Annotated in this window: 22 protein-coding genes; 4 read left to right on the forward strand and 18 right to left on the reverse strand. The window is 56.5% G+C overall.

Annotated elements, in window-relative coordinates; all coding sequences use genetic code 11:
- Window positions 1–8: 8 nt before the first annotated feature.
- The 7 genes from P0120_20615 to P0120_20645 all read right to left on the reverse strand — a co-directional run bounded on the left by P0120_20615 (window position 9) and on the right by P0120_20645 (window position 8,159).
- Window positions 9–1,199, reverse strand: a complete 1,191-nt coding sequence (locus P0120_20615; GenBank protein MDF0676712.1) for a hypothetical protein — start codon at window positions 1,197–1,199, stop codon at window positions 9–11.
- A gap of 17 nt (window positions 1,200–1,216) precedes the next feature.
- Window positions 1,217–2,812: a glycerophosphodiester phosphodiesterase family protein gene (locus P0120_20620; GenBank protein ID MDF0676713.1), complete on the reverse strand. Its 1,596-nt coding sequence runs from the start codon at window positions 2,810–2,812 to the stop codon at window positions 1,217–1,219.
- Window positions 2,809–4,494 carry a GMC family oxidoreductase gene (locus P0120_20625; GenBank protein MDF0676714.1) on the reverse strand — a complete coding sequence of 562 codons (1,686 nt, stop codon included), beginning with the start codon at window positions 4,492–4,494 and terminating at the stop codon, window positions 2,809–2,811. The genes P0120_20620 and P0120_20625 overlap by 4 nt, the downstream gene beginning before the upstream one ends.
- A complete protein-coding gene (locus P0120_20630; protein MDF0676715.1) occupies window positions 4,487–4,999 on the reverse strand; it encodes a gluconate 2-dehydrogenase subunit 3 family protein in 513 nt (170 codons plus the stop codon). Before P0120_20630 ends, P0120_20625 begins: the two co-directional genes overlap by 8 nt.
- On the reverse strand, window positions 4,996–6,021 hold the full coding sequence (locus P0120_20635; GenBank protein MDF0676716.1) for an HAD hydrolase-like protein: 1,026 nt from the start codon (window positions 6,019–6,021) through the stop codon (window positions 4,996–4,998). The genes P0120_20630 and P0120_20635 overlap by 4 nt, the downstream gene beginning before the upstream one ends.
- A 717-nt stretch (window positions 6,022–6,738) precedes the next feature.
- Window positions 6,739–7,161, reverse strand: coding sequence for a hypothetical protein (locus P0120_20640; GenBank protein MDF0676717.1), 423 nt, complete (start codon window positions 7,159–7,161; stop codon window positions 6,739–6,741).
- Window positions 7,155–8,159, reverse strand: a complete 1,005-nt coding sequence (locus tag P0120_20645) for an RluA family pseudouridine synthase (GenBank protein MDF0676718.1) — start codon at window positions 8,157–8,159, stop codon at window positions 7,155–7,157. The genes P0120_20640 and P0120_20645 overlap by 7 nt, the downstream gene beginning before the upstream one ends.
- A 193-nt stretch (window positions 8,160–8,352) precedes the next feature.
- Here P0120_20645 and P0120_20650 point away from each other — a divergent pair, with 193 nt between their 5' ends.
- Together P0120_20650 and P0120_20655 are read left to right on the forward strand one after the other, a co-directional pair.
- On the forward strand, window positions 8,353–9,783 hold the full coding sequence (locus P0120_20650; GenBank protein ID MDF0676719.1) for a circularly permuted type 2 ATP-grasp protein: 1,431 nt from the start codon (window positions 8,353–8,355) through the stop codon (window positions 9,781–9,783).
- Window positions 9,784–9,838: 55 nt separating this feature from the next.
- Window positions 9,839–10,819 (forward strand): alpha-E domain-containing protein, encoded by a 981-nt coding sequence (locus tag P0120_20655; protein MDF0676720.1) that lies wholly within the window; start codon window positions 9,839–9,841, stop codon window positions 10,817–10,819.
- A gap of 140 nt (window positions 10,820–10,959) precedes the next feature.
- Here the strand turns inward: P0120_20655 and P0120_20660 are convergent, their stop codons facing one another.
- The 6 genes from P0120_20660 to P0120_20685 all read right to left on the reverse strand — a co-directional run bounded on the left by P0120_20660 (window position 10,960) and on the right by P0120_20685 (window position 17,474).
- Window positions 10,960–11,199, reverse strand: a complete 240-nt coding sequence (locus P0120_20660) for a hypothetical protein (GenBank protein MDF0676721.1) — start codon at window positions 11,197–11,199, stop codon at window positions 10,960–10,962.
- Window positions 11,200–11,476: 277 nt separating this feature from the next.
- Window positions 11,477–11,980, reverse strand: a complete 504-nt coding sequence (locus P0120_20665; protein MDF0676722.1) for a hypothetical protein — start codon at window positions 11,978–11,980, stop codon at window positions 11,477–11,479.
- Window positions 11,981–12,553: 573 nt separating this feature from the next.
- Window positions 12,554–15,901 carry a transglutaminase family protein gene (locus P0120_20670; GenBank protein ID MDF0676723.1) on the reverse strand — a complete coding sequence of 1,116 codons (3,348 nt, stop codon included), beginning with the start codon at window positions 15,899–15,901 and terminating at the stop codon, window positions 12,554–12,556.
- Between the two features lie 4 nt (window positions 15,902–15,905).
- Complete coding sequence (locus P0120_20675) at window positions 15,906–16,634, reverse strand: peptidase (GenBank protein MDF0676724.1); 729 nt, start codon at window positions 16,632–16,634, stop codon at window positions 15,906–15,908.
- 57 nt (window positions 16,635–16,691) lie between these two features.
- Window positions 16,692–16,922, reverse strand: a complete 231-nt coding sequence (locus tag P0120_20680; protein ID MDF0676725.1) for a hypothetical protein — start codon at window positions 16,920–16,922, stop codon at window positions 16,692–16,694.
- A gap of 12 nt (window positions 16,923–16,934) precedes the next feature.
- Window positions 16,935–17,474 (reverse strand): GNAT family protein, encoded by a 540-nt coding sequence (locus P0120_20685; protein MDF0676726.1) that lies wholly within the window; start codon window positions 17,472–17,474, stop codon window positions 16,935–16,937.
- A gap of 610 nt (window positions 17,475–18,084) precedes the next feature.
- Here P0120_20685 and P0120_20690 point away from each other — a divergent pair.
- Window positions 18,085–18,717 carry a DUF3365 domain-containing protein gene (locus P0120_20690; GenBank protein ID MDF0676727.1) on the forward strand — a complete coding sequence of 211 codons (633 nt, stop codon included), beginning with the start codon at window positions 18,085–18,087 and terminating at the stop codon, window positions 18,715–18,717.
- Window positions 18,718–18,871: 154 nt separating this feature from the next.
- Here the strand turns inward: P0120_20690 and P0120_20695 are convergent, their stop codons facing one another.
- The 4 genes from P0120_20695 to atpH form a co-directional block, all read right to left on the reverse strand.
- The gene (locus P0120_20695) at window positions 18,872–19,294 is read right to left on the reverse strand and encodes a F0F1 ATP synthase subunit epsilon (protein MDF0676728.1); all 423 of its coding nucleotides are present in this window, start codon (window positions 19,292–19,294) and stop codon (window positions 18,872–18,874) included.
- A gap of 130 nt (window positions 19,295–19,424) precedes the next feature.
- Complete coding sequence (gene atpD, locus P0120_20700; protein ID MDF0676729.1) at window positions 19,425–20,867, reverse strand: F0F1 ATP synthase subunit beta; 1,443 nt, start codon at window positions 20,865–20,867, stop codon at window positions 19,425–19,427.
- A 104-nt stretch (window positions 20,868–20,971) separates the two neighbouring features.
- On the reverse strand, window positions 20,972–22,492 hold the full coding sequence (gene atpA / locus P0120_20705; protein MDF0676730.1) for a F0F1 ATP synthase subunit alpha: 1,521 nt from the start codon (window positions 22,490–22,492) through the stop codon (window positions 20,972–20,974).
- Between the two features lie 9 nt (window positions 22,493–22,501).
- Window positions 22,502–23,041: an ATP synthase F1 subunit delta gene (atpH, locus tag P0120_20710; GenBank protein ID MDF0676731.1), complete on the reverse strand. Its 540-nt coding sequence runs from the start codon at window positions 23,039–23,041 to the stop codon at window positions 22,502–22,504.
- 273 nt (window positions 23,042–23,314) lie between these two features.
- On the opposite strand from atpH, the gene P0120_20715 reads away from it, so the two are divergent.
- Window positions 23,315–23,884, forward strand: a complete 570-nt coding sequence (locus P0120_20715; GenBank protein MDF0676732.1) for a nuclear transport factor 2 family protein — start codon at window positions 23,315–23,317, stop codon at window positions 23,882–23,884.
- Between the two features lie 120 nt (window positions 23,885–24,004).
- On the opposite strand, the gene P0120_20720 is transcribed toward P0120_20715, so the two are convergent.
- Window positions 24,005–24,808 (reverse strand): flagellar motor protein MotB, encoded by an 804-nt coding sequence (locus P0120_20720; protein ID MDF0676733.1) that lies wholly within the window; start codon window positions 24,806–24,808, stop codon window positions 24,005–24,007.
- Window positions 24,809–25,186: the final 378 nt, after the last annotated feature.

A 25,186-nucleotide genomic window follows, 5' to 3' on the forward strand; every position in this document is an offset into this window, starting at 1 on the left:
AGGCTCCCCTATGGCATGTCGGCGATCACAGCCCATGTCGTGAGGGCACTCATGACACTCGTCCAATAACCAAAGGCTTCGTAATACCAAACTGCCCAGTGACTCTGCATGTTGAGCTGCCGTGGAGACTGGGTGAGATCTGCGTTGATCTGCGGATCTGAGATGTTACGGATCACTGCCCACTTCGGTGCGGAGGTACCAAGCTCTTCGGCGGCGAGACCGAGCGCTGCATCGCCCATCTCGAGGCCACAGCCTATTGCTGCCAGTTCGGCGACGTTGGCCGACGTTCCGAACTCGAAGAAGTCCGTGGAGAGTATCGGGTGGAAGGCGAGAATTTTGTTCACGCCGGTCCCCTTCTCGTGGATGATTGAAGGCTTGTAAGGCCGGTCTAGCGCGAAGGCTCCATTATGGCGCTTGGTCGGTGGACCGAAAATCGGCTCGATCAACTTGTCGGCGAAGCCTTGCATGAGTTGCTCAGCTTTGCCGAACTGGCCGGTAGGCAGACTCCAATCACTCTTGTAAGTCTTGTTGTTGAACGGTGCGTTCTTAAACTCGTCTCGGCAGCGAAAGCGTGCGGCGCGGGTGACGAGCACGTCCCCGAGGTCATGTTCAAGCTGGATCCCGCCACATGTTCCAACAGTCAACACGTGGCTCGCCTCCGTGTCTTCGATGATCTGCTTGAATAGGTCCTTCACGGGCAGTGTCGCGTTGCCGGGTGCGCCGTGGGGTGGATCCTGAATACCGTCCTGATTGAGGTGGAGTTCGCTCTTGAACAACAGGACCTTTTTGCCGCCGATCTCGATGGGCATGTAGGTGCCGAGAATCTTGCCCTTTTTTGAGGGAGCTCCGGGGCGGACCCGTTCATCATAGAATTCCGCGTAGCGGCGGTTGTACCGATACCAGCTTTTGCCTGGACGTCCGGGAGAAAGTACGTCGGCCATTCCGTCTCGTTCGGCAACGGTCCAGGTGATGACTGCGACATCCGCCTTCGGCAGCGGCTTCCCCGGACTAGGCACGGTGTTGAACGGCTGAGGAACCGGCGCAAGACCGACGGGGAACTGGATACCAAGATCGGCAAGCAACCCCGCCTCCGCGGCGACGGGCGGCGGAATTAGGCTGTCGTCCTCTGGAGTCCGGTCAAGCGAGAGGAGCATCCGAGCCAGATGTTTTCGCTCCTGAATTTCGGATTCTTCGGGCATGTATGCCTCCTAATTTGCTACTCAAGGAATCTGGTGATAGTCAGGTTACGAAACTCAACTTTGTTTGGGATGACAGGCAGGAACTGAGACGGGTTTGCCTCATCCTCCTGGCGCCAGCGCTTGCCGACGCAGCGAAGGTAGACGACAGGGTTCATGGAATGATTCCGTGCGGTTCCGCAGCACACCCAATCATGGGCATCGACACTATTCCGGTAGTACGCTGAAAAATATGCGCCTCGTCGTTCTAGGCGCAGGCGACCGGCACGTGGCGTGGCTCCGTCACCTACCGGCTTTCCATACTGATTGCTATCGTATTCTGATCCTAAGTTCCAGTTGATCCGCATCCCATCGTTTTCGTCGTGTTCTACACCAACGTAGGGCGGAGCGCCGTGCGGATCATAGAATGAATCCTTTTCGCGGAAGTTAACAGGCTTCTTAGCCTGATGAGCTCCAGGATCGACATTCAGGACGGCCATCTCAAGCGTTGTTGCTTGTGCAACTGTTTCTACTTGATAGTCGACTTCAGCGGCGAAGTCGCCACGGATGCCTGGAACATATCCGACCCCGCCACCTGAATAATAGGGCCAATCCTTGGCTGTGTAAGTCAGTTTGGTCTCAATAGCACCCAAGCGGATTTCTAAGGGGTCCGTAGGTGCTGGTGGAAAGGGAGGATAGGGAGCAATCGTGATATGGATGCCGTCGTTCTGTGTAACCTCGGCGAATTCGTTCGCTTTAGCGTAACCCAATGCAAAATTCTCACGATTGAGAGTCGTTCCTGAAAACGGTTCGTTGACGAGTTGGACTTGCCGCCGACAGAATGAGACCTCTAACATTGAGTCGGTCGAAATCGACCAGATGAACGAAAGGTCTTTTAACCCAACCCATTCCGCTTGCGTAAAGGTGCCATCTTCACGTCCAGGATGAAGAATAGCACCCACTTTCAACTCACCAGTCACAATGACTTCCTGAAGAGCTCTTCCAAAAGCTGTGAGTATGCCCTGTGCAAAGACATCCTCGAGTCGGGTAACCAAACCATCGGCTCCAAGCGTCTTCATGAGCTGAAGTTGTCGATCGGGCGGCAAGGTGATGTCGAATGTCGCAATGCGAAGGTGAGGTGCGCGAGTTCGAACAACCCTGAGATTCTTCTGGTCCAAGGAGTATAGTACGACGCGTGATGCCAGGCCATACGTATCGATGGCATCGAGAGCCCTGTTAACGAATTCCTCTCGTCGACCTGTAGTGAGCGAAGAATCGTGCTTGAGTTCGATGAGCAGTTCGATATCGTCGGGCAACTGTTCAAGTACTCGATGAAATGTTTGGAGCGCCATTCTGCGACTGCCAGCATAATAACGGAATGTCGGTGAGATCGGGGGCTGATAAGTCTTACTAAAGTCCAACCTCATGAGATCGGCCAGCCGCATGTTCGCAATGACACCAGGGACCTCGGTAAGACGATCTGTTGTCCCGTCGTGAGAGATCACCAAATGACCATCTTGTGTGAGTTGGAGGCTGAATTCGAGCACATCAGCGCCTCCGGTGAACCCAGCGATAAGGGCGGGAAGACTATTCTCGGGCGCATGACGGCATGTGCCACGGTGAGCGGCGATTCTCATTTGCTTGTCCTCGGGTTGCGATTGAACAGACCGTGACACACGCGGTAGGCGTTCGCGATCTGAGTAAGCGTCGGATTAGAAGCGCCTGCTGTGGGCATGAACGCAGAATCCAGAACATACAGACCTTTCACCGTGTGACTCTCACAGTTCTCATCAAGAACCGAAGCCCAGGGATCCCGGCCGGCACGCAATGTGCCATGATTGTGACCATAGCCTTCATTGACCGCGGCCTGCGGCTCGAACTTGCGCAATTCACCCCCAGCCTCGACCATGATCTGACACACGCGATCCATGCAGTACTTACTGATCGCTAGATCGTAGTCGTGATGCTTGTAGTTGACGCGAGCGACCGGCAATCCCCAGGGGTCCTTCACATCCTTGTCGAGCTCGACGCGATTGTCGTACAAGGACATCGTCTCGCCGGTGAAGGAGAACATCACGCCGCCTTGATTTCGGAGCTCTACGAGGCGATCGATCAAGTCGTTGCCCCAAAGATCCTTCGATTTTTTGGCCCCACCAGCCCTCGTTACGCACTTAATGAGGGGGCTGATAGTGAACGGGTCGTAGATTGAAAACTTGCCGCCCTTGGTGAGTTCAGGGCGCTGCTTGTCGCGAATCACGTAAAGATCACGCAGCTGCAGACTCCCCAGCGAGGTACGGGGTTGGAACAGTCGTTGCGGGCCGTCATCCCAGACGGGTTGACCTTTGAAAGTTAGTTCAGCATTGCCCTTAGTGTGGTAGGTCAAATAGCGGCCGATCAGCTTGTTCGGATCGGGTATTCCCGAGATGAGAAACAAACGAGCTGATTCGAGGGCTTGGATGGAGACAAACACCCGAGGTGCCTTCACCACAAACTCCTGCCCGGACGGGGAATCTTTGTAGGCCACACCCTCCACCACTCCGCTCTTATAGAGAATGCGCGTCACGCAATGCTCCGTTTTCAAGGTACAGAGACCGCTACGTAAAGCGGTTGCGAGGACGGTGTTCGTACTGCTTGCGCGGTCGTTCACGGCGCAACCGTAGCCTTGACAGAAACCGCAGTATGGACAACCTGGACGTCCATTGAACGTGCGGGTATTGATTCCGCGTGGGCTTGGGAAGGGTAGCATGCCAGCTCGACCAAACGCCCATTGGAGGAACGGGGTCGAGGCATGAGGTCGGAGCGGTGGCATCGGAAATTGGTACCGGGGCCGTGTGGGTTCCTGCATATGGCGGGTGCCAGGTGTCGGCGCCTGGCCGGAAACACCCCACTCCCATTCGGCCATCTCGAACCAGGGCTGGAACTCATCGTAAGACCATGGCCAATTGATCTGCGAGGTGCCGGGCGGTGGACTAGGCATGACGTCAAGCAGACTGAAATCCTCAGCCGTATAGCGGGGCAGATTGGCTTCCCATAACATCGTTGCGCCGCCCACCATGTTGCCGATCCACCAGCGTTCGACTTTCTTCGCCACCTGAGTCACCGGATCCACGTACATCATTGGGTCCGATTGTTTCGATGGAATCAGCGCCTTGTGTTCGGAGTAGTGGAGTTCGTCGTAAGGCAGAAAGTCGTCAGGACGTTTGAGCGGACCTTTCTCGAAGACGATCACTCGCTGCCCATGTTGTACAAGTACTCGGGCGGCAGTACCCCCCCCCGCTCCCGAGCCGACGACAATGGCATCAAACTTTTGGTCAGTCATGATACAAATTCTCCGCGGGTTGGAGGTAGCCCAGGGCACGCCACATGATCTTATTGTCGTTGCCACCCCAACGCGGATCGGCGAAACACCCTTGAATACAGTGCCGTCGTAAGGTGGTGAATACGACCTTTTGATCCAGATCGGTCGCTAGGCCTTCGAGGGCAGCAGCCTCAAGCTGCGTCAACAATTCGACTAAGCTTGCGTCTTCGATATCAGCCAGCGTTTTGGCGTACTTCTTAATGCAGTACTTTTCGAGTTCACCCAGCGCCTTTAGATAGAGGGCCCGCCAGGCCGGGATCTCTTCGTAGACGCTTGGGTCCATGGCCAGCAGCTGATTCACGAAACGACTGGCGCGGGCTTCCCGAGCACCAGGGATTTGGCGCGTGTGGTCGGCGGGAAGTATGCCATCAAACAGACGGTCGAGCGCAGCGAGTTGGGCATCATCAAGGATGCTGGCTGCCGGTCGCCGAAGCCAAGTGGGTATGTTGGGATCGAAGAGAATCATGTGTGTCCTTCCAAGTCATTTTCCATACCTTGGATCATGTTGTAGTGCAGTGTAATGTCAGGCGGACCAAGTCGCTCGATCATGCCGCACATGACGGCGTCGTCTTCGTCGGTCAGCAAGTCGCCGATCTCTTTAAAGAGCTCGTCATCTTCACGCTTGCCATGGGTTTTATAAAGCCTTACGAACGCATCCGTGACGTTGGCGAACTCGAGCAAAGCGTTTTTATTGCCCGCCTGAATCCGGTTCAGTGCGATGGTCATAGCCTTGAAGTAGGCGCGACCTTGGTCGTGTTCTTCCAGCATCCAAGCAGTCTTGGACGAGGGATATCCACGCATGTGAGCGAAAGGCACAAGCACCTCTTCCTCCATACGATGATGATAGGGGTCGATGAAATGATTGACGATCCATACCAGACGGTGCATTGCGCTTAGCAACGCCTTGAAGATCTCCACCGGGTCCTCGCTCGCGCGCAGACGTTGAACGATAGTAGATGCGGCGTTGACGATCCGATTCCCCACCATATGTTGGCCTTCGAGCAGAGCTTCGATGAGCCGGCCGCTTGAAACGGGTAAAACGACTCCTCGCGGTAAGTTGGAGTGCATATAATCACCGCCGGGCGGAAATTTCTTAACGACTCCTGTCATGCCAGCATTGATTGCACCTAAGACCTCCAGCAAGTTTTCGCTCACATACGTGCAATCCTCCGGATTGACGTTCATCGCTCTTGCAGCGAGTTCGTATATGGCCCGTTGAGGTTTTTCTGCCTTGACTGCGAGAATCTCTGGATCTTGGGTGGAGATGATGCGTTCGAAATAGCCTTCTAGTCCCGCATCTTTAAGCATCAGCGATGCGTCAACACCAGGCGGTACGTTTGTGATCACCGCCAGACGCACACCATCGAGCGCCTTGATGTTCTTGAGGAGCTCGTCGACGCTTGGTCGAAAACGAATCAGATGTCCCTTGCGGTCGACGACTCCCAATGTGTTGCGGATATCAAAGAAAAACACGTGAGATCGAGTCATTTCCTCACCTCGGCTAAAGCGTGATTGGCTCTCCATCAATGAAAGAAATGGCGTCAAGCCTTGTAGATGTCTTGCGTTGGGGAATGGCTCCTCTTGAAAGGAAAGCTCGCTTGCATCGTGGTCATGACAAACCGATCGTTGGAGCACGTAACTCACCGAATTCTTGCACGCGAAGCCGCTGTACCACCTGTTCCGAGGCCAGGACAATAGCGCCACTTGAGACCTCTGCGATTCCTCCTTGGAATAAGATCATATGGCTCTATCAAAGTAGATCCATTAATCTCTCTCCATGCCTAGAGGTCAATTCGTCTGTTCCTGCTTGCGATGACGTCCACGGAATATCTCGTCGCTGCATACTTCAAGCAAAGAACGGACCTCGTTGAATCTGCCAGGATGGCGTGAATTTCAAAGGATTGTGCTGTTCTTTACGAGGAAGAGCTCCGCGAGGTGAATCTATTTCGATTCAGGGAGTATCAGAATGGATTCAGGGAGTATCAGAATGGATTCAGGGAGTTTGCTAGAGGTAGCGTGCAATCAGAGGTGCAGATGCCCAAGGAATCCCGAACTATCCGGTCAGAAGTTGTCCACGTTAATGAGCTTGTGACTCGCTGACTCTCTAGCTGCTTTGCTGAGTTTTCAGTTGTGAGTTTTGAGTGATGAGTTTGGGGTCTCTCCGGAAAACTAAGAACCAAGCACTCAGAACTCAAAACTGCGGCATCACATCCCTCCACCTGCACCATCCAACTCGGGCTGATTGCCCGGAAGGATCTTCTGTAAAGCAGCTCGATAGTCCTTGAGTCGCTTTTCATCCACTCGTCCGATCTCAATTTCCTTATCCCGCTGCATTCGTTCCAAGTGATCCAATGCCGAGAGAAGCGGTTGAACGGCCCCGAGGAGGTTCCCGATTTCAAACGCCTCCAGAGATGACACCAACGATTCATTCAGCGACTTGTACGGGGTTCCAGCACTCTGGCTTCGCGCACGTGACACGATGGTTTCATAGCCATCCACCGCCTCGAAAGCAGGTTTCACTCCCGAGGGTAGCGAGCTCAAGTGGACAATGGGCGGAAGCTTAGCGGCATAGGACTTGAGATGGGACGTTAACCCTCCCACGGTATCGAGTACTTCGGTGGTCAGCATGCGTCCTCAGCAAAATGGAATTCCGCGGCTGATCCACGCACTCTACCGTGGGTGGCGAGTATCAGCTCCTCAAACGCATTCGTCACCGTCTCCATATCACCAGGAATCGGCCTCGTGAATTCCTCCACTTTACCCGTCGTTGGATGAACGAATCCCAGCGTCCTGGCATGGAGCATCACCCGAGGAATCACCACTTCAACGACCGTACAGACCTTCCGTCCGCCGTACGTGTGATCCCCCAGAATGGGATGTCCCAAGGAGGCGAGGTGAACCCGAAGCTGATGAGTCCGGCCGGTTCGGGGATACAGCAGCACATGGGCAGCCGCTTTCCCATACCGCCGCTCCACCACATACTCCGTCACCGATTCCTTAGGACTGGTCGTTCTCGGGGAAAATTTCTTCCGATCTTTGATGTCCCGACCGATCGCCAGCTCGATCACTCCTCGGCCTTTCTTGGGAACGCCCCAGACCAAGGCTTCGTACACCCTGGTAATGGTATGATGCTTGAATTGTGCCGCAAGCGCGCGGTGCACCTGGTCGGTCTTGGTAATGACCATGACGCCGGAGGTTTCCTTGTCCAGTCGATGGACGAGACCGGGCCTCTCCTTTCCACCGATGGTCGAGATCGTGCCGCCCGATGTTTGGAAATGATGGAGCAGCGCGTTCACCAGGGTTCCGGTCCAGTTCCCCGGAGCAGGATGGACGACGATGCCAGGCGGTTTATTCAAGACCAGCAGAGACTCATCCTCGAACAGCACTTCTAGAGGGATGGCCTCTCCCTTGATTGAAAGAGGCTCCGGCTTCGGTACATCCATGGTGATCCGATCGCCGGGTTTGATCTTGTGACTCGCCTTCACCACCTGATCGTTGATTCGAATGCGCCCCAGCTCGATCAGCCGCTGCAAGGCAGACCGCGAGATCTCCCGTTCTCGATTGACGAGAAAGAGGTCCAGCCGTTTGGGCTGTTCTCCGGCAGTGATGATAAATTCTGTAATCATGAGCAGAACACGCTACTAAAGAGCCTTGGTCAAATGCAATCGGCTATTGCCGGCGGTTTGCTTCTTTCGTAACGGAGGATCATAGTACCAAGTACCAAAGTAAACCGGTCCGCTCAGCTCCGGCTTCGCTCTCAGCGGAGCGGTTGAAGCCGACGAGGCGTTTTGCTAGGGTGGCTCCCCGGGAGCAACTCACATGGGCATACGATTTTCGCATTACGACCCAGAGGGGTTCTACGACGAGCTCTATGAGGAGAAAGGCCAGCCGCGACCCGGAAGCACGCTCTTACTGCGAAAGTTTGCATCACTGCCGGAAGGGGAGCTGAAAAAACGACAGGAAGCGGCGGAACGCGTGATTCTCAACATGGGGATGACGTTCGGCGTCTATGGAAGCGATGACCGACATGAGCAGATCTTCCCCTTCGACATCGTCCCACGGATCGTTTCGGCGTCGGATTGGGAGCACATCGAATCCGGCCTTTGTCAGCGCATGCGCGCGTTGAACTTGTTTATCGACGATGTGTACCACGATCAAAAGATCCTCAAGAACGGAGTGATTCCCAACGACCTGATTTATTCCAGCAAGGGTTTCTTGCAGCCCTGCATGGGCCTCCACCCACCGCGCGGCATCTGGTGCCACATTGCCGGAATCGACCTGGTGCGAATCAGCGATGGTCGGTACTATGTCCTCGAGGACAACACCCGTTGCCCGTCCGGGGTGGCCTACGTGTTGGAGGCCAGACAGGTCATGAAACGGACATTTCCCGAGCTGTTCGAGGCCTATCGCGTGCGGCCGGTTGATGGATATCCAAGCCAACTCTTGGAAACCCTTCGTTCCCTTTCCGAGCTTCCGGATCCGACCGTCGTGATTCTCACGCCGGGCACTTTCAATTCCGCCTATTACGAACATTCCCTGCTCGCCCAAAAGATGGGAGTGGAATTGGTCGAAGCCAGCGATCTCGTGGTTGTGGAGGGGTCGGTCCACATGCGCACCACCAAGGGGTCTCAGCGTGTCGATGTGATCTACCGCCGGATCAATGACGACTATCTGGACCCCCTGGCGTTTCGAAAAGATTCCCTGCTCGGAGTCCCCGGTCTGATGGAATCCTACAAGAGAGGCCGAGTCGCACTCGCCAATGCGCCCGGTACAGGTGTGTCGGACGACAAGGCCATTTATGCTTACATCCCGAAGATCATCAATTACTATTTGGCGGAGGAACCGATACTCCCGAATGTACCCACCTATATCTGTTCGGATAGACGGGATCGAACCTATGTCTTGGAGCATTTGGATCAACTGGTCGTGAAAGCCACCAATGAAGCCGGTGGGTACGGGATGCTGATAGGCCCACAGGCCTCGCAACGAGATCGCGAGGAGTATGCCCGTCGCATCGAGGCCGACCCGCGCAATTACATTGCCCAACCCACTCTGGCCCTCTCGCGAGTGCCCACCTTGGTGGAGGATCATTTGGAAGGGCGCCACGTCGATCTGCGTCCCTACGTCTTGTATGGACGTGATGTGTACGTCTTGCCGGGAGGTATGACACGCGTGGCATTGCGGAAAGGGTCACTCGTGGTGAATTCGTCTCAAGGTGGAGGCAATAAGGATACCTGGGTCCTTTCATGAACGACGTCTTTGCCGCTGAAGCTCAAACCAGCAACCGTCTCGCGCTCGACCGACGATGCTGAGCCGAGTCGCCAGTTCCATCTATTGGTTGAACCGTTACATCGAAAGGGCGGAGAATTATGCCCGGTTCATCGAGGTGAACTTGAACCTCACTCTCGACCTTCCCAGAGGCACCACGGAGCAGTGGGAGCCGTTGGTGGCCGCAACGGGAGATCATGAACGTTTTACCGGTCACTATGGAAAGGCGACGAAGGAAACCGTGATCCAGTTTCTCTTAGCCGATGCCACAAATTCCAATTCGATTCTGTCTTGCCTCCTGGCTGCCCGAGAGAACGCTCGAACGGTCCGGGAAGTCATTTCCACCGACATGTGGGAGCAGGTCAACCGCTTTTATCTTATGGTCAGAGACGGTGTCGCGAAGGGCCTGTCCAGCCGAAATCTCCACACGTTTTTGGCGGACGTGAAAGCGAACTGCCACCTCTTCCTGGGCATTACCGACGCCACCATGTCGCACGGAGAAGGCTGGCACTTCGCCAGACTCGGGCGTCTGCTGGAACGAGCGGATAAGACCTCCCGCATCCTCGACGTAAAATATTTCATGCTGCTCCCGACCGTGGCCGAAGTCGGCACGCCGTTCGACATTATCCAATGGTCCGCCTTGTTGAAGTCCGCCAGCGCCCTGGAGATGTATTGCAAACAGCATGGCCGCATCTCGCCCAACCAGGTGGCGGAGTTTCTGATTCTCAATCCGAACTTTCCGCGGGCCATCCGCTATTGCCTCATCAAGGCCGAAGATTCACTCCATGCGATTGTTGGATCAGAGAGCGACAGGCATAACAATCTGGCGGAAAGGCGGTTGGGTCGGTTACGGTCGGAAATGGACTACGCCGATATGGCGGACATCCTGTCTGGCGGGTTGCACGAGTTTTTCGATGACTTTCAACTCAAGCTCAATCGGACCGACGACGCCATTTACGAAACGTTCTTCGCCCTGCGCCCGGTCGAAGGAGTGATGATGAAGGAAAAAGTGCAGTGAGGCGTCGACCGTGCGCGAACATCCTCTCGCCGCACAGCCTCGTGTTCTTCGGCACTCGTCATCTGAAGATGTCGCGGGTGTGCGGCCGAACGCCCTGCCGTTCAGCTACGGCCTGAAGCACCATTCGCTGCAACGGTTAGTTAGGCGGTGGCGGCCTCAAGCGATCGACTCTTTTTCGCAATGGCTCGTGGAAAATCGACAAAGACGAAGTATGCCTTGTGATAGAGATAATCCTCGCCGCTTTCGTCCACGATCCGCACCAGATCGTCCTTGGCCGCTTGCGGGTCCGGGATGATTCGATACACCTTGCCTGGAATCAAAGATGCCTTGTAGTCGGTATTATCCACGCAGAGGGCAAATGATTTGGCTAGTTGTCTCATGATTCCTCCAAGTACCGCTTGATCTTGAGGTCTCGCCTGCCGATGTTGTGGGCTTCATACCAATGAAGCTCTACCCTTCGCAGAATACCGTTCGGCAACCGGACGGGACGATTCCTTTCAGCTTCCGCCAGCGGCCTGGACCGTAGGCTTTGCGGAGGTAACGCCGGACTCGGATTCCGGAACCGGTCGCAATAATAGTGCACACAGGCGGCCTAACGTTTGAGCTGAGGCGCGAGTGCCATGCCGGTGCGAGTCGGCTCGAGCGAAGGGTTAGGCATCATTCTTCGGCGATGGACTGGGGCTTGGGTGGATTGCCCGTGGGAAAGCCTTCGCTATCGACTGGCGCACCCGTAAACATGGCTGCTGCTCTGCGACTGATATAGCCACCTTCTTGCAAGTGTGCTCTCGCTAGATCGGGAAGGCCAGCCGGAAAGCGGATGCAGAAGTTGATCTCAGCAATCTTCTTCGCAAAGTCTTCAAGGTCGGCGGCGGAAAACCGCGTTGTGATGACCTCTCGCTTCCTCACGCGAGTAGTCTTGATGGAACCAAGATCGTCCGGGGACCAATGCCACATACCGTGCGTCAAAGCATCTCTGTAGGTCTTGAGCTGAGTGATCCGTTCATACTGCTGGAACAAGGTCTTTGCTCGTCGACCTCTCACCTTGTCGACCACGCGCTCTTTCCAGAGCGCGAGAACTCCTGTGAACTGAAGGTTGTTCATCTCCTTTGGGAGCTTGGCGACATTGAATGCTTCCGATTCGAACGTAGACAGGGTCTGCATGAAGATCTCATGCTCCATGCTTGCCCAATGAACCGAGATAGAGCCAACGAAGTAGATCTCCCGTTCACTAAGCTGAGGGTCCCACAATCTGATCAAAGAACTCTTGGGAGACACTGGCGCGGCCTCATCATGCCTAACTATTAAGTGAACCGCTGGGTCACCTAAACGGGGGAGCGGGATATCCCGTTTGGACTCTCGGCTGTTGTGGGGAAATCGGCCCCAATATCCCTACGTTACAAGCTGGTGTCAAGTCTGGCTCGCACGGATAGATCGCCTGTCCTCGGGGTGTATCCAGCCCTCAACTCACCACGGATAGATCGGTCGGAAGTGGCGACCGGTACAACACCCGAAGGACTGTGGGAAGCCGGTCAAGAGGTGGTGGGGCGGGCCAGGAGCCTATCCGAGTAATCCTTCGTTTCGAGGCGAAGGAGCCGCTGGCAGATGCAAGGCCGCAGGCTCGAAAAATCCGGAGGCGTATTCGCTGGAATACGCTGAGGAATTTTTTGAGCCGAGAACGATGCAGATGCTTGCGGATCGTGTGCCGCAGTAGAATGGCATTACTCGGACAGGCTCCTAACTTGAGGCGGGACTACGTCGCAGGTCGAGAGTAAAGGGAAAGTCGCGATTGCGCTCTTCGGGTTGGATGGTCATCGGCCCTGGCGTGTGACCGTGGTCCCAGAACCGAGCGGCGCGTCGGGCCTCGGCTTCGTTTGCGTTGACCGGGAACGAGGGGGAGCTCCGTCCTCCCGGATGCACCACGTGGTACGTGCACCCGCCGATTGCACGGCCGGCCCAGGTATCGACGAGATCAAACACCAGCGGGGACTGCACCGGGATGGTCGGATGCAACCCCGAAGGCGGTTGCCAGGCCCGGTAGCGGACTCCCGCCACGAATTCGCCGCGCGTCCCTGTTGGATGGAGCGGGACCGGACGGCCATTGCACATCACGACGTGGCGTGGATCGATCATGCCGTTGACCTTGACTTGAATGCGTTCCACCGACGAGTCCACATGGCGCGCAGTGGCGCCGGCAACCGCTTCTTCTCCCAACACGTGCCACGGTTCAATCGCCTGCCGCAGTTCCAGCTCAATATTGTCATAGACCACGCTCCCGTATCGGGGAAAGCGGAACTCAAGAAACGGTGCAAACCACTCGTCGTGAAATGCATACCCGCCGGCTTGTAAGTCCCCCAGCACGTCCTTCATATCCTGCGAGACGAAATGGGGCAGCATGAACCGGTCATGCAATTCGGTCCCCCAGCGCACCACCGGAGCGTGATAGGGTTGGTTCCAAAACTTCGCAACGAGGGCACGCAGCAACAACATCTGTGACAAGCTCATCCTGGGATGAGGCGGCATTTCAAAGGCCCGGAATTCCACCAATCCCAGGCGTCCTGTCGCGGAATCCGGCGAATAGAGCTTGTCGATGGAGAATTCCGCGCGGTGCGTATTGCCGGTCAGATCCACGAGCAAATGCCGAAGCAAACGATCCACTAGCCACGGCGTCGGAGTGCCCTGCCCGGCCTGCTGCTTGGCCGTCATCTGCTGAAACGCAATCTCGAGTTCATACAGGTGATCGTGGCGGGCCTCATCCACCCTAGGCGCCTGGCTGGTCGGCCCTACAAACATGCCGGAAAAAAGGTAGGACAACCCGGGATGATTCAGCCAGTAGGTGGTGAGGCTCCGGAGCAGATCCGGGCGGCGCAACATCGGACTGTCCGCCGGCGTGGGGCCGCCCAGCGTGATATGGTTTCCGCCGCCCGTGCCGGTATGGCGCCCATCGAGCATGAACTTTTCCGTCCCCAATCGTGACTGGCGCGCTTCCTCGTAGAGGATGTGCGTGTTGCTGACTAGTTCGTCCCAGGTCTTGGCGGGGTGAATATTGACCTCAATGACGCCTGGATCGGGAGTTACTTTGAACGACTGCAATCGAGGATCATAGGAAGGCGGATAGCCCTCCACCCACAGCGGGCTCTGCAATTCAGCAGCAGTCTCCTCAACCGCGATGACCAGATCGAGGTAGTCTTCCACATAGGCCTGAGGTGGCATGAAGACGTGCAGTCGTCCCTGTCTGACTTCCACACATAATGCTGTCCGAAGCACGTCCCGAGCCGATTCGCCGACCGCCCATGCTGTGTTGAGCGCGAGTTGGCGTTGATCAGGCGCTCCCGATCCGCGCGGTCGAGACCCGGCCGGTCCCAAGGGCTCGCGCGCCTCCAGAGGGTCTTGTTCCGGCTCGATCTCAACATCGTCCGGAGCCACCCAGGGGAGAGAGGTCAAGGGCAGCCGATAGCCCATCGGCGAATCTCCCGGCAACAGGTACAGCCGCCCCCGCTTGAGCGGCCAGGGACCGGAAATCCATCGGGCTTTGCGCGGACCAGACCGGCGGAGCCTCGGCGGCGCGATCTCTCTGAGAGGCAAGACATAGCCGGCCACTTCCCCCAACCCTCGATCCAGCAGACGCGCCAACGTCCGACGCTGCGCCGGATCCTTGAGGTCCTTTTGGAGCGGGTCCACATTGACCGGCAGTTTCTGTTCCTCCATGAGGTAATGCCAGACATCTTCATAGGCAGGGATGGCAAAGGCGGGGTCGAGATTCAGCCGTTCGGCCAACCGGGCCGCAAACTTCTGCGCGTGATCAGCTGAATAGCCGTAGGAAACTGATTCATCGGCAATCAATGTGGGATCATTCCAAACCGGCTCGCCATCCAGCCGCCAATAGCACCCCAAGGCCCACCGGGGCAGCACTTCACCCGGATACCACTTGCCCTGGCCATAGTGCAGCAGCCCACCCGGCGCAAAACGGCTCTTCAGGCGTTTGAGCACATCGCCGGCGAGCTTCCGCTTGGTGGGACCGAGCGCATCGGTATTCCACTCGGCCCCTTCCATATCGTCGATCGAAACGAACGTCGGCTCGCCTCCCATCGTGAGCCGCACATCGCCGGCCTGCAGATCGACATCGACCTGCAGACCCAGCGCCTCGATGGCTCGCCATTGTTCGTCGGTATAGGGCTTCGTGACTCGTGGATCTTCGTGAATCCGCGTCACAGTCATGCGGAAGTCCAGCTCGGACTCGCAGACACCCGTACTCCCGATCACCGGCGCGGCGCTGGACGGAGAGGCCGTGCAGGCCAAGGGGATGTGCCCTTCACCCGCCAATAGACCAGAGGTCGGATCAAGCCCGATCCAACCGGCCCCAGGAATATAGACTTCTGCCCAAGCATGGAGGTCGGTGAAATCCTGCTTGGGCCCGGCCGGTCCATCGAGAGGCTTCACATCAGCTACCAGTTGAATCAGGTACCCAGATGCAAATCGCGCAGCGAGACCAAAGTTCCGCAGAATCTGCACCAACAGCCAGCCACTATCACGACACGAGCCCCGCCGCGATTGCAGCGTCTGCTCACAGGTTTGAACGCCCGGTTCTAGTCGGACAATGTAGTCGATATCTTTTTGAAGCCGTTGATTGAGGCGAACCAGAAAGTCGTTAATGAAGTTCGACTCCTCGCGGTTGGCATTCTTAAACCGTTCCAGCCAAGCTCCAAGCAACGGCCCGGGGGGGTCGACTTCGAGGAACGGCACCAACTCCTTCCTCAGCTGTGGGGCATAGGTAAACGGAAATCGCTCGGCGGACGGCTCGACGAAGAAATCGAATGGGTTGATCACCGTCATATCGGCAACCACATCCACCACCACTTCGAGTTCCGTGGCCCGCTCCGGAAAGACGAGGCGGGCCAGGTAATTGCCGTAGGGGTCCTGCTGCCAGTTGATGAAATGGTCGGCGGGACGAATATTCAGCGAATAGCTGTGAATGCGGGTCCTGCAATGAGGGGCGGGGCGCAGCCGGACCTCGTGCGGGGACAGGCTCACCGGTCGATCGAAACGATAATGGGTCCTGTGGTTCAGGGCGACTCTGATACTCATAGGATCAATCGTTCCAATGCGGGTCGGGCAGGTCGGTGAACAGCCGCTTCAATCCCTCTGCCCATCGCTGACGCACCTCGTCAAAATACGAGTCTTGTTCTCCCAGGCGCCGTTGGAGTCCGACTTTCAAGCTGTCCCGCTCATAACACAGCAAGTCGATCGGCGGGCCGACGGAGATATTGCTGCGCATGGTCGAGTCGAACGAGATTAGGACACATTTCGCCGCTTCCATCAGGCCGGTGGAATAGGTGATCACTCGGTCGATCATGGGCTTCCCATACTTGACTTCTCCGTTCTGGCAATAGGGCGTGTCTTGGGTGGCTTCGATGAAATTGCCTTCGGTATAGATATTGAAGAGCCGGTGCCGTTCGCCGCAAATCTGCCCTCCCAGAATGAACCCGGCGCTGGCCTCGATATTGTGCTGCATGAGATAGGGACCGTCTCGTTTCTGCACCTCGCGCAAGGTCTCGCCGACGAGGCAGGCGATATCATACATGGATGAGGTGTTCCAAATGTTCTCTTGATGCATCTGGGCCCGCTGTTCCAGCAACTCCACCACACCTTGGGTTACGGCAAGATTGCCTGAACTGAGCATCACGATCACCCGTTCACCGGGGCGCTCGAACACCGCCATTTTTCGAAAGTTGCCGACTTGATCCACGCCGGCGTTGGTCCGTGAGTCCGACGCAAGCACCAAGCCCGACCCCATGATAACCCCCACACAATACGTCATCTCCATCTCTCCATGGTTTGGATATGACACGAACACCCTCGGTCGTCTCTTGCGAGTTCAGAAAGACCGGGTTCCGAGATCGGAAGCGTAGCCTATGCCCTTGTGGGGCGTCAAGACAACTCGTCCATGCCGAATCTGCTCGGTCACCACTCCGTCGCCGCAACCAACAGCCAAGACACGTTCACCCGGTTTGGGAGCCAGCATGTCAATCAGCGGCGCGCCGATGTCCGTCACAAACCGCGCATGCTCTGCGTACTGTTGGGGATTCCAGATTGGTTGGGTTGACATGGAAGACTCAACCTAGATCAACGAACGAAACATAATGAGCGCATCTTGGTACTGATCGTCGTTCATGCGAACCGCGCCGGGAAGCACGCCGAGCACACGGAAACCGAGCTTCTCCCACAAGTGACGCGCGACCTGATTCTCTGAAAAGACGAGATTGAAGATCACACTGCGATACCCAAGTTCTTTGGCATAGTCGAGCATCACGGCGCCAAGCAGTCGACCCAATCCGCGATTCCGCCATTCCGGCACCACGATGAATCCTGCATTCGCCACATGCCGTGCCCGCCCGGGCCAGTTTGGCTTGAGGTAGAAGGCACCGAGCGGTTCCTGCGCCGATTTTCTCGGTCGTTCATACGCGACCACAGTGCTCTTGCCGGTGACCCAATAGTCATGAAATTCAGCTTCCGTGAGCGACCGCTCGTGCGGGTACGACGTGCCCTCGGCGACGATTCGATCATAGAGCTTGGCGAGCAGGGGAAAATCCCGGCTCTCCGCCAGCACCAGCTCAATTGGGGTGCCGTCTTTCAGTTTGGTTTCAGGCGGGAACTGCATGGATTGACCTCAGCTAGGTGTTGCCTCGACAGACCAGTCACCTGTCTGAAAATGCACCCTCGTTCCACAAATCGTTTTCATTTTATGTTGTTCCCTCGACTCATCCTATGGAACCGAGGTTCGCACCAGGCCTTCGTGAGACAGTTCGAGTTAGCCGGTGACCCATTTCCACGGATCAAGTCGAAAGATACGACAAAGAACCATGCCAAATCGACTGATGATGGCTTTCAGTGGCGCCTCGTACTCCTACCCGGGACTCCGGCAGGCAGCGATTGGACAATGTGTAGAACTGGAGAGTATGCTTCTGGATCGTATGACTGTGCGCGTATGTCACCTCATACGAGCAAGGGAATGGGGCCATGTCATTGGTACCTTCCCACGATTTCTTGCACCGCAGGAAACCCGCCGGTAAGACACGCTTACCTACTGACTTGTACAGGTCCATCAGACCCTTCCGACCCGCTCATGTAATTGCTTGTACTGATCCTGCACAGAGATTGGTCCGTCTGCCGGCACAACGATTCCTCGTGTTGAACATCCGTGCAATTCATCTGCTCGCGGAGTGTAACCGGTCAGACGATCCATCCGCGCGCACAACCAGGAGGTACCTATGATGTCCTCCCAAAAATTGTGGTGGAGAGCCGCTCTGCTGGGATTTGCAGTAGGATGCGCGACCGTCCTTTGGCCGGCTCGCGCTGTTCCTGAAACAGCACCGATCACTCTCCCGATCGAAACGGTGGCCGACTATATCCACGCCGTCATCGAGGCCGACCGAGATATCTATACCAAGCATGTCGTGGAGCGTATGCAAGCGAAAGGTGTGGTCGTCGCATCGGAAAACTGGGAACAGAAGCATACGTTGCCCCTACCCGCTCAATTCCTGCTGGAATCAGGACGGTACAACGACAGGAGAGGCCTTGGTATGCATTACCGGCTGATCAGCTTATGGCCGATCAACAAGCGCAATATCGCGACGAATGCTATGGAAAGCATCGGACTCGGCACCATTATGGCTCAACCCAACCGTCCCTACACCGGAGTCACGAGGGTGGCTGATAAGCGGTATTTTGAGGCGGTGTATGCCGATCTGGCCGTCACACAGGCTTGTATCGGCTGTCACAATGCCCATCCCGACAGCCCGAAGCGTGACTTCAAGCTCAACGATGTCATGGGGGCAATCGTGATCAGTATCGAGTTGAGACAATCACCGGCAACAGAAGCGTCCGGCCATAACGGCTACTGAGCATCTATAGACGGTTGAGAGCGTGGATGATTCAGCGATCACTGAATCCCCGACCGGCAGGGCGGAGGTCGCTCTGCTGGTCGGGCGTGTCATACCCAGGACCTCCTTCGTACTATCACGTTGGGTCCGCGAGGCACGGCAGGAATCGAATAACCTAGGCGTGGCCGATCTTTCTCGTCCGCTCGGCGATCTTCTTGCGAAGACGAGCCTTTTCGAGACTGATCTCGGCTTCTTTGACCTCGGACGGCAAGCCACCCGCTTGAAGACGTCGCTCCGCCTCAGCGACTTTAGCGGTAGCACGGTCCACATCAATATCTTCCGCTTTCTCCGCGATTTCCGCCATGACGGTGACTTTGGTCGGGGTGACTTCGGCAAAGCCCCACAGAACTGCCATTGAATGGGCGTGACCATTAACACGATAACGAAGTTCGCCGATGCGAAGGGTCGACAGGAAATGGCAGTGCCCCGGGAGGACACCGAATTCTCCTTCAGACCCAGGGGCGATGACTTCATCAACCTGCTGGCTCAACAGCTGCTTCTCCGGCGTGACGACTTCCAACAGAATCTTTCCCGCCATGATTTCTCTTCCCTAATTCCCTTCCCCCTAGAGGCGAGGAAGCGAGGCATCCTCCATTGCGCGCATGCAACGAGGGTCTTCCGAGACCGCGCGTTGCGCGAGCCAGGAGGATGCACGGTTCATCGCCTCTTTATACCTTCACTCCCATTTTCTCGGCTTTGGCCACCGCTTCCTCGATCGGGCCGACCATGTAGAAGGCCTGCTCCGGCAAGTGATCGTACTTGCCGTCGAGAATCTCTTTGAAGCTACGGACCGTATCTTTGAGTTTGACGTACTTGCCGGGTGCACCGGTAAACGCTTCGGCGACGTGGAAGGGCTGCGAGAGGAAGCGCTGGATCTTCCGGGCGCGAGCCACGACCAATTTGTCATCTTCCGACAACTCGTCCATGCCAAGAATCGCGATAATGTCTTGAAGGTCCTTGTATCGCTGGAGGACGGACTGTACGCCGCGCGCAACCTTGTAATGCTCATCCCCGATGATCTGCGGGTCCAGAATACGTGAGGTCGAATCCAAGGGGTCGACCGCCGGATAAATCCCCAACTCGGCGAGTGAGCGGGACAACACAGTGGTCGCATCCAAGTGTGCAAACGCCGTCGCCGGGGCAGGGTCAGTCAAGTCATCGGCCGGCACGTAGATGGCCTGCACGGAGGTGATCGAACCTCGTTTGGTCGATGTGATGCGCTCTTGTAACGCACCCATCTCCGTCGAGAGGGTCGGCTGATATCCCACTGCGGAGGGCATGCGGCCCAGCAACGCGGATACTTCCGAACCGGCCTGGGTAAATCGGAAGATATTGTCAACGAACAGCAACACGTCTTGGTTCTCCTCGTCGCGGAAGAATTCGGCGACGGCCAGGCCGGTCAACGCGACGCGGAGACGGGCTCCAGGAGGTTCGTTCATCTGTCCATACACGAGAGCGGCCTTCGACTTCGTGTAATCGTCCGGGTCGATGACCTTCGACTCCTGCATTTCGTGCCAGAGATCGTTACCTTCACGGGTTCGCTCACCGACACCGGCGAACACGGAGAATCCGCCGTGGTGCAACGCGATGTTATTGATCAGTTCCATGATGATGACGGTCTTGCCTACCCCGGCGCCGCCGAAAAGTCCGACTTTGCCGCCCTTGCTGTAGGGTTCGAGTAAATCGACGACTTTGATGCCGGTTTCCAGCACCTCTGTCTTGGTTTCCTGATCTTCGAGCTTGGGAGCGGGGCGATGAATCGGGTAGTTATTCTTCGCCTTGATCGGCCCCTTTTCGTCGACCGGTTCACCGAGCACGTTGATGAGGCGGCCGAGGGTTTCGCGCCCGACCGGCACCGAGATCGGAGCTCCGGTATCCAGTACATCCATTCCGCGCGTCAACCCGTCGGTCGAAGACATGGCAACCCCACGCACGCGGTTTTCGCCAAGATGTTGGGCGACTTCGAGTGTGATATTCACAACAGGCTTGCCCGCAGCCTTATTCTCTTCCTGCGTCACCTTAATCGCATTGTAGATGTTGGGTAGCCGGCCAGGAGGGAATTCCACGTCCACGACTGGTCCGATGACTTGAATAACTTTTCCTGTGCTCACGGTATTACTCCTTTGCTCAAGTGCTGAGTGCTGAGGACTAAGGTGGCAAACCCGGCTCCCTGCCGTCCATCTCAGTCCTAAGTCCTCGATACTCAGTCCTGTGCTTACGCTTTCGTCCCGTATCCCATCTTCTGCTTGAAAGTCGTGATGATCTCTTTCAAGCGGCCGCCGACCTTGTCGTCGATCTTGCCGATGGTGGTGACTTCCTTTTTCAGGTCCGAATGGTTCTGTTGGATGTAGTGGAGCAGATCGCCCTCGAACTGCTGCACTTTGTCCACCGGCACATCGTCGAGGTATCCGTTGACACCCGCGTAGATCGAGAGCACCTGATCGGCTACCGGCATCGGCTTATACTGCCCCTGTTTGAGCAATTCCACCATGCGCACACCACGGGCCAGCTGCATCTGGGTCGCCTTATCCAGCTCGCTTCCGAATTGAGCGAACGCCGCCATTTCGCGATACTGCGCAAGGTCCAACCGGAGTGTTCCAGCCACCTGCTTCATGGTCTTGATCTGCGCCGATCCTCCGACCCGAGAGACCGACAGACCGACGTTGATCGCCGGGCGGATACCGGAGTAAAAGAGATCGCTTCCCAGATAGATCTGGCCGTCCGTGATCGAAATGACGTTCGTCGGAATGTAAGCCGATACGTCGCCTGCCTGTGTCTCGATAATGGGAAGAGCCGTGAGACTACCTCCACCCAGTTTATCGCTCAGCTTGGCTGCGCGTTCGAGCAGCCGTGAGTGCAGATAGAATACGTCGCCCGGATAGGCTTCACGTCCCGGTGGTCGGCGGAGCAATAACGAAAGCTGACGGTAGGCGACCGCGTGTTTCGACAAATCGTCATACACGATCAGCGCATGCTTGCCGTGGTCGCGGAAATACTCCCCGATCGCGGCGCCGGCAAAGGGCGCCAGGAATTGCATGGGCGCCGGGTCGCTGGCGCTGGCGGAGACCACCATGCTGTATTCCATCGCGTGGTTTTCTTCGAGCGTCTTCACGACTCGCGCAACAGTCGAGCGCTTTTGGCCGACGGCAACATAGATGCAAAAGACATTCAGGCCTTTTTGATTGATGATCGTATCGACCGCTATGGCGGTCTTTCCGGTCTGGCGGTCGCCGATGATCAATTCACGCTGGCCTCGGCCGATGGGAATCATGGCATCGATGGCCTTGATGCCGGTCTGCAGCGGTTCGCGAACGGATTGCCGGGTGTTCACGCCGGGCGCGACCACCTCGATACGGGAGGAGTGGGGTGACTTGATCGGGCCTTTGCCGTCGATCGGCTGACCGATGGCGTTCACGACGCGACCGACGAGCGCTTCGCCGACCGGAATTTCCGCGATGCGGCTCGTGCGCTTGACCGGATCGCCTTCTTTGATGCCGACATCGTCACCCATCAAGACGGCGCCGACATTGTCTTCTTCGAGGTTCAGCGCGATACCGTAGAGGCCTCCGGGGAATTCGAGCATCTCGCCGGCCATGGCTCCATCGAGACCATAGACCTTGGCGATGCCGTCGCCCACCTGAATGACGGACCCCGTCTCCTTGACATCGACTTGTTTATCGAAGCCTTTGATCTTCTCTTTGATGATCGCACTGATTTCTTCGGCCCTGATCTGCATGGCTACTCCTTATTCTCGCGTCAACAGAACTTGCAAATCGCGCAAGCGGCCTCGGACAGTGCTGTCGACCACCGTGCTGCCGATGTGGATCTGCAAGCCGGCGAGATGACCGGCGTCGGTCTGAAACGTCACATCGACTTCGCGCTTCAGCGATTCGCGTAGGTGCGTCTTGATTCGATCCTGTTCCACCGGCGGAAGAGCCGTCGCGGAGGAAACCGTCACCGGCTGTGTCCGTTTTAATTGATCGACCAACTTGCCGAACGCGTCGGCAATTTCCGGCAAAAAGCCCACCCGGTTTTTCTTCACCAACTGACCCAAAAATGCCTTACCGGCAGGAGGGCACCCCAGCTTGTCGCCGAGTGCGGTCAGTACAGCAATCTTCTCCTCCACCCCGAACACAGGTGAGGCCACGACGTGGCGAAGCTGAGCTGATTCCTTCATGGCCTGACCGAGGCCGGTGAGCGTCCCTCGCGTGGCTTCGATGGTTGATTGATCGAGAAGCCCGAAGAGGGCTTGAGCGTAACGTCGCGCAACCGTTGTCTTAATCACCGTTCCAGATCCACGTGCGATATTTGGACAAACCTAAAGGGTTCGTGCGAACCACGAAGCAGAGCGGCGAAACGTAGCATTGGAACCTGTGAGCTGTCAATACGATTTGCTCGCGGACGGACAGGGAGCTTGTCACAACGACAAGGAGCGAGATGCGGACCTTCTCAATGAGCCATCACCCTAAGTACATCAGGTCATGATATTCTGCAGAAGAGGTTGAAGAGTATACTGATTCTCTAAAGATGCGCATTGCCGAACCGGAGACCGAGTTGCGTGCTGCAAGAGCAGGGTCAGGATTCTCAAGAATCTGAGCCGAGAACAGTTTTTTCGATTGTCGGCCGTGACACTTCCGCAGGAAGTCGTGATGTCAGCAGCCCCCAGCAGACGCCCCCTTTCCCGCCTTTTACTCAGGAGACTGCTATCCAGAAAGTACGCATGGCGGAGGACGCTTGGAATACACGCGACCCCGACCGGGTGTCGCTGGCCTACACAGTCGATAGCGTATGGCGAAACCGTTCGGAATTTCTGATCGGCCGGGAGGCAATCGTTCGGTTTTTAACGCGCAAGTGGAGCCAAGAGCTGGACTACCGCTTAATCAAGGAACTGTGGGCATACCAAGATAGCCGCATCGCCGTACGTTTCGCCTACGAATGGCACGACCACTCAGGAAACTGGTTCCGATCTTACGGCAATGAAAACTGGGAGTTCGATGGAAACGGCCTCATGCGTCGGCGCATCGCGAGCATCAACGACCTTCCTATCAAAGAATCGGAGCGGAGGTACCACTGGCCGCTGGGCCGGCGCCCAGATGATTACGCCTCCTTGTCCGACCTCGGTTTTTAGGAGCGCCTGGAGGATCAGCTGAGTCCCGAAGAACGTGAGATGGTTACGTGCGGTGAAGGGCCTTCCTAGCTGTTAAGAGCCCCTTCCGTCTTCAACAATAGCAAGAATCCTTCGCGTCCGTTACTTGACGATAACCTCAACCCGACGATTCTTGGCTCGCCCCTCTGCCGTGTTGTTGCTGGCGACCGGGTTACTCTCGCCATGACCGGTGGCCGACAGGTTGCTGGCGAGCCCGCCGTCCCGCAAAGCTTGAGCCGCGTTGTTGGCGCGGGCTTCCGACAGTTCTTTGTTCGTCGGATACCTCTTTTTCAACGCATCGCCTATCGGCTGGTTGTCAGTATGACCGTCAACTGCCACCCTGTACTGGGGATACTCGTTCAGGATTGCTCCTACTTGCTTAAGCGCATCGACTCCCGCAGGCTTGAGTTGAGCTTCGCCCGAGCCGAAGAGATAGCCGGAAGCCAAGTTGATCAGAAGACGCTCGCTGTTTAAATCGACCGCGATATTCCCCTTGGTGATCTCAGGACGAAGGGCCCGGAACAACCCCCGTTGCGCCTCTTGCAACTTCGCCGTTTCTGCGGATAAGTCGCCCCGAAGACCGGAGAGTTCTTTGTCACGGTCGGCAAGTTGGCTTTCCAAATCAGCCACCCGCTGGTTGGCGGCAGCCAATTCGGAGGACATTTCCAGAGCCGCTTGACGGGCCGCCATTTCTTTTGAGGCAGCGGGTGCCGCTGCCTTGACCACGGACGGACACCCACTCGCTTGATGATAGCCGTACCATCGGTCGGTGCACACTTGCGACTGCTTGATGTATGGGTCAGGTTGCTTGAGGGAGGAAGCACAGCCCATCAGGACAACCACCCCTGTCATGACAACGGTCGTCTTAAGCCCTCGCATGATGATCTCCTTCTGCTTTGGACCCATGGTATATACCTCGTAGCCTTCATGCTCTGGTTATCACCGTCGTATTATCCCTGGTTCTACAGTTGCAAGACAAGGTGCCTCTAAATACATAGCATCCAGCGGAACGAATGTCTGTACAACCGGCAATACCGGGTTTCACCGGATTCAACGGCGGCGCGGTTCGACATTAGGATCGCAAACCATGGAGTATCCAGCTGTTCCTTGCGCTCATTGTCTGGCTGCACTGGCTACTGCGGAATCCGGGATTATGAAACCCTGGCCATGGCGGCGGTAGATGTGACTATCGAGATAGGTGAGCAGGGTCCCTGTACGTTGTAGTGCATACCAAACGAGGCAACGGGGGCTTTTCCGGTAGGGAGAAGCCTCCGTCGTCGTTCT

The sequence above is a fragment of the Nitrospira sp. genome (genome assembly GCA_029194675.1).
Taxonomy (GTDB): domain Bacteria; phylum Nitrospirota; class Nitrospiria; order Nitrospirales; family Nitrospiraceae; genus Nitrospira_D.

Bases quoted from the DNA above. Each gene is read 5' to 3' on its own strand.
- P0120_20615 (MDF0676712.1), bottom strand. From the start codon at position 1,199: ATGCCCGAAGAATCCGAAATTCAGGAGCGAAAACATCTGGCTCGGATG.
- P0120_20620 (MDF0676713.1), bottom strand. From the start codon at position 2,812: ATGAGAATCGCCGCTCACCGTGGCACATGCCGTCATGCGCCCGAGAAT.
- P0120_20625 (MDF0676714.1), bottom strand. From the start codon at position 4,494: ATGACTGACCAAAAGTTTGATGCCATTGTCGTCGGCTCGGGAGCGGGG.
- P0120_20630 (MDF0676715.1), bottom strand. From the start codon at position 4,999: ATGATTCTCTTCGATCCCAACATACCCACTTGGCTTCGGCGACCGGCA.
- P0120_20635 (MDF0676716.1), bottom strand. From the start codon at position 6,021: ATGACTCGATCTCACGTGTTTTTCTTTGATATCCGCAACACATTGGGA.
- P0120_20640 (MDF0676717.1), bottom strand. From the start codon at position 7,161: ATGCTGACCACCGAAGTACTCGATACCGTGGGAGGGTTAACGTCCCAT.
- P0120_20645 (MDF0676718.1), bottom strand. From the start codon at position 8,159: ATGATTACAGAATTTATCATCACTGCCGGAGAACAGCCCAAACGGCTG.
- P0120_20650 (MDF0676719.1), top strand. From the start codon at position 8,353: ATGGGCATACGATTTTCGCATTACGACCCAGAGGGGTTCTACGACGAG.
- P0120_20655 (MDF0676720.1), top strand. From the start codon at position 9,839: ATGCTGAGCCGAGTCGCCAGTTCCATCTATTGGTTGAACCGTTACATC.
- P0120_20660 (MDF0676721.1), bottom strand. From the start codon at position 11,199: ATGAGACAACTAGCCAAATCATTTGCCCTCTGCGTGGATAATACCGAC.
- P0120_20665 (MDF0676722.1), bottom strand. From the start codon at position 11,980: ATGCAGACCCTGTCTACGTTCGAATCGGAAGCATTCAATGTCGCCAAG.
- P0120_20670 (MDF0676723.1), bottom strand. From the start codon at position 15,901: ATGAGTATCAGAGTCGCCCTGAACCACAGGACCCATTATCGTTTCGAT.
- P0120_20675 (MDF0676724.1), bottom strand. From the start codon at position 16,634: ATGACGTATTGTGTGGGGGTTATCATGGGGTCGGGCTTGGTGCTTGCG.
- P0120_20680 (MDF0676725.1), bottom strand. From the start codon at position 16,922: ATGTCAACCCAACCAATCTGGAATCCCCAACAGTACGCAGAGCATGCG.
- P0120_20685 (MDF0676726.1), bottom strand. From the start codon at position 17,474: ATGCAGTTCCCGCCTGAAACCAAACTGAAAGACGGCACCCCAATTGAG.
- P0120_20690 (MDF0676727.1), top strand. From the start codon at position 18,085: ATGATGTCCTCCCAAAAATTGTGGTGGAGAGCCGCTCTGCTGGGATTT.
- P0120_20695 (MDF0676728.1), bottom strand. From the start codon at position 19,294: ATGGCGGGAAAGATTCTGTTGGAAGTCGTCACGCCGGAGAAGCAGCTG.
- atpA (MDF0676730.1), bottom strand. From the start codon at position 22,492: ATGCAGATCAGGGCCGAAGAAATCAGTGCGATCATCAAAGAGAAGATC.
- P0120_20720 (MDF0676733.1), bottom strand. From the start codon at position 24,808: ATGGGTCCAAAGCAGAAGGAGATCATCATGCGAGGGCTTAAGACGACC.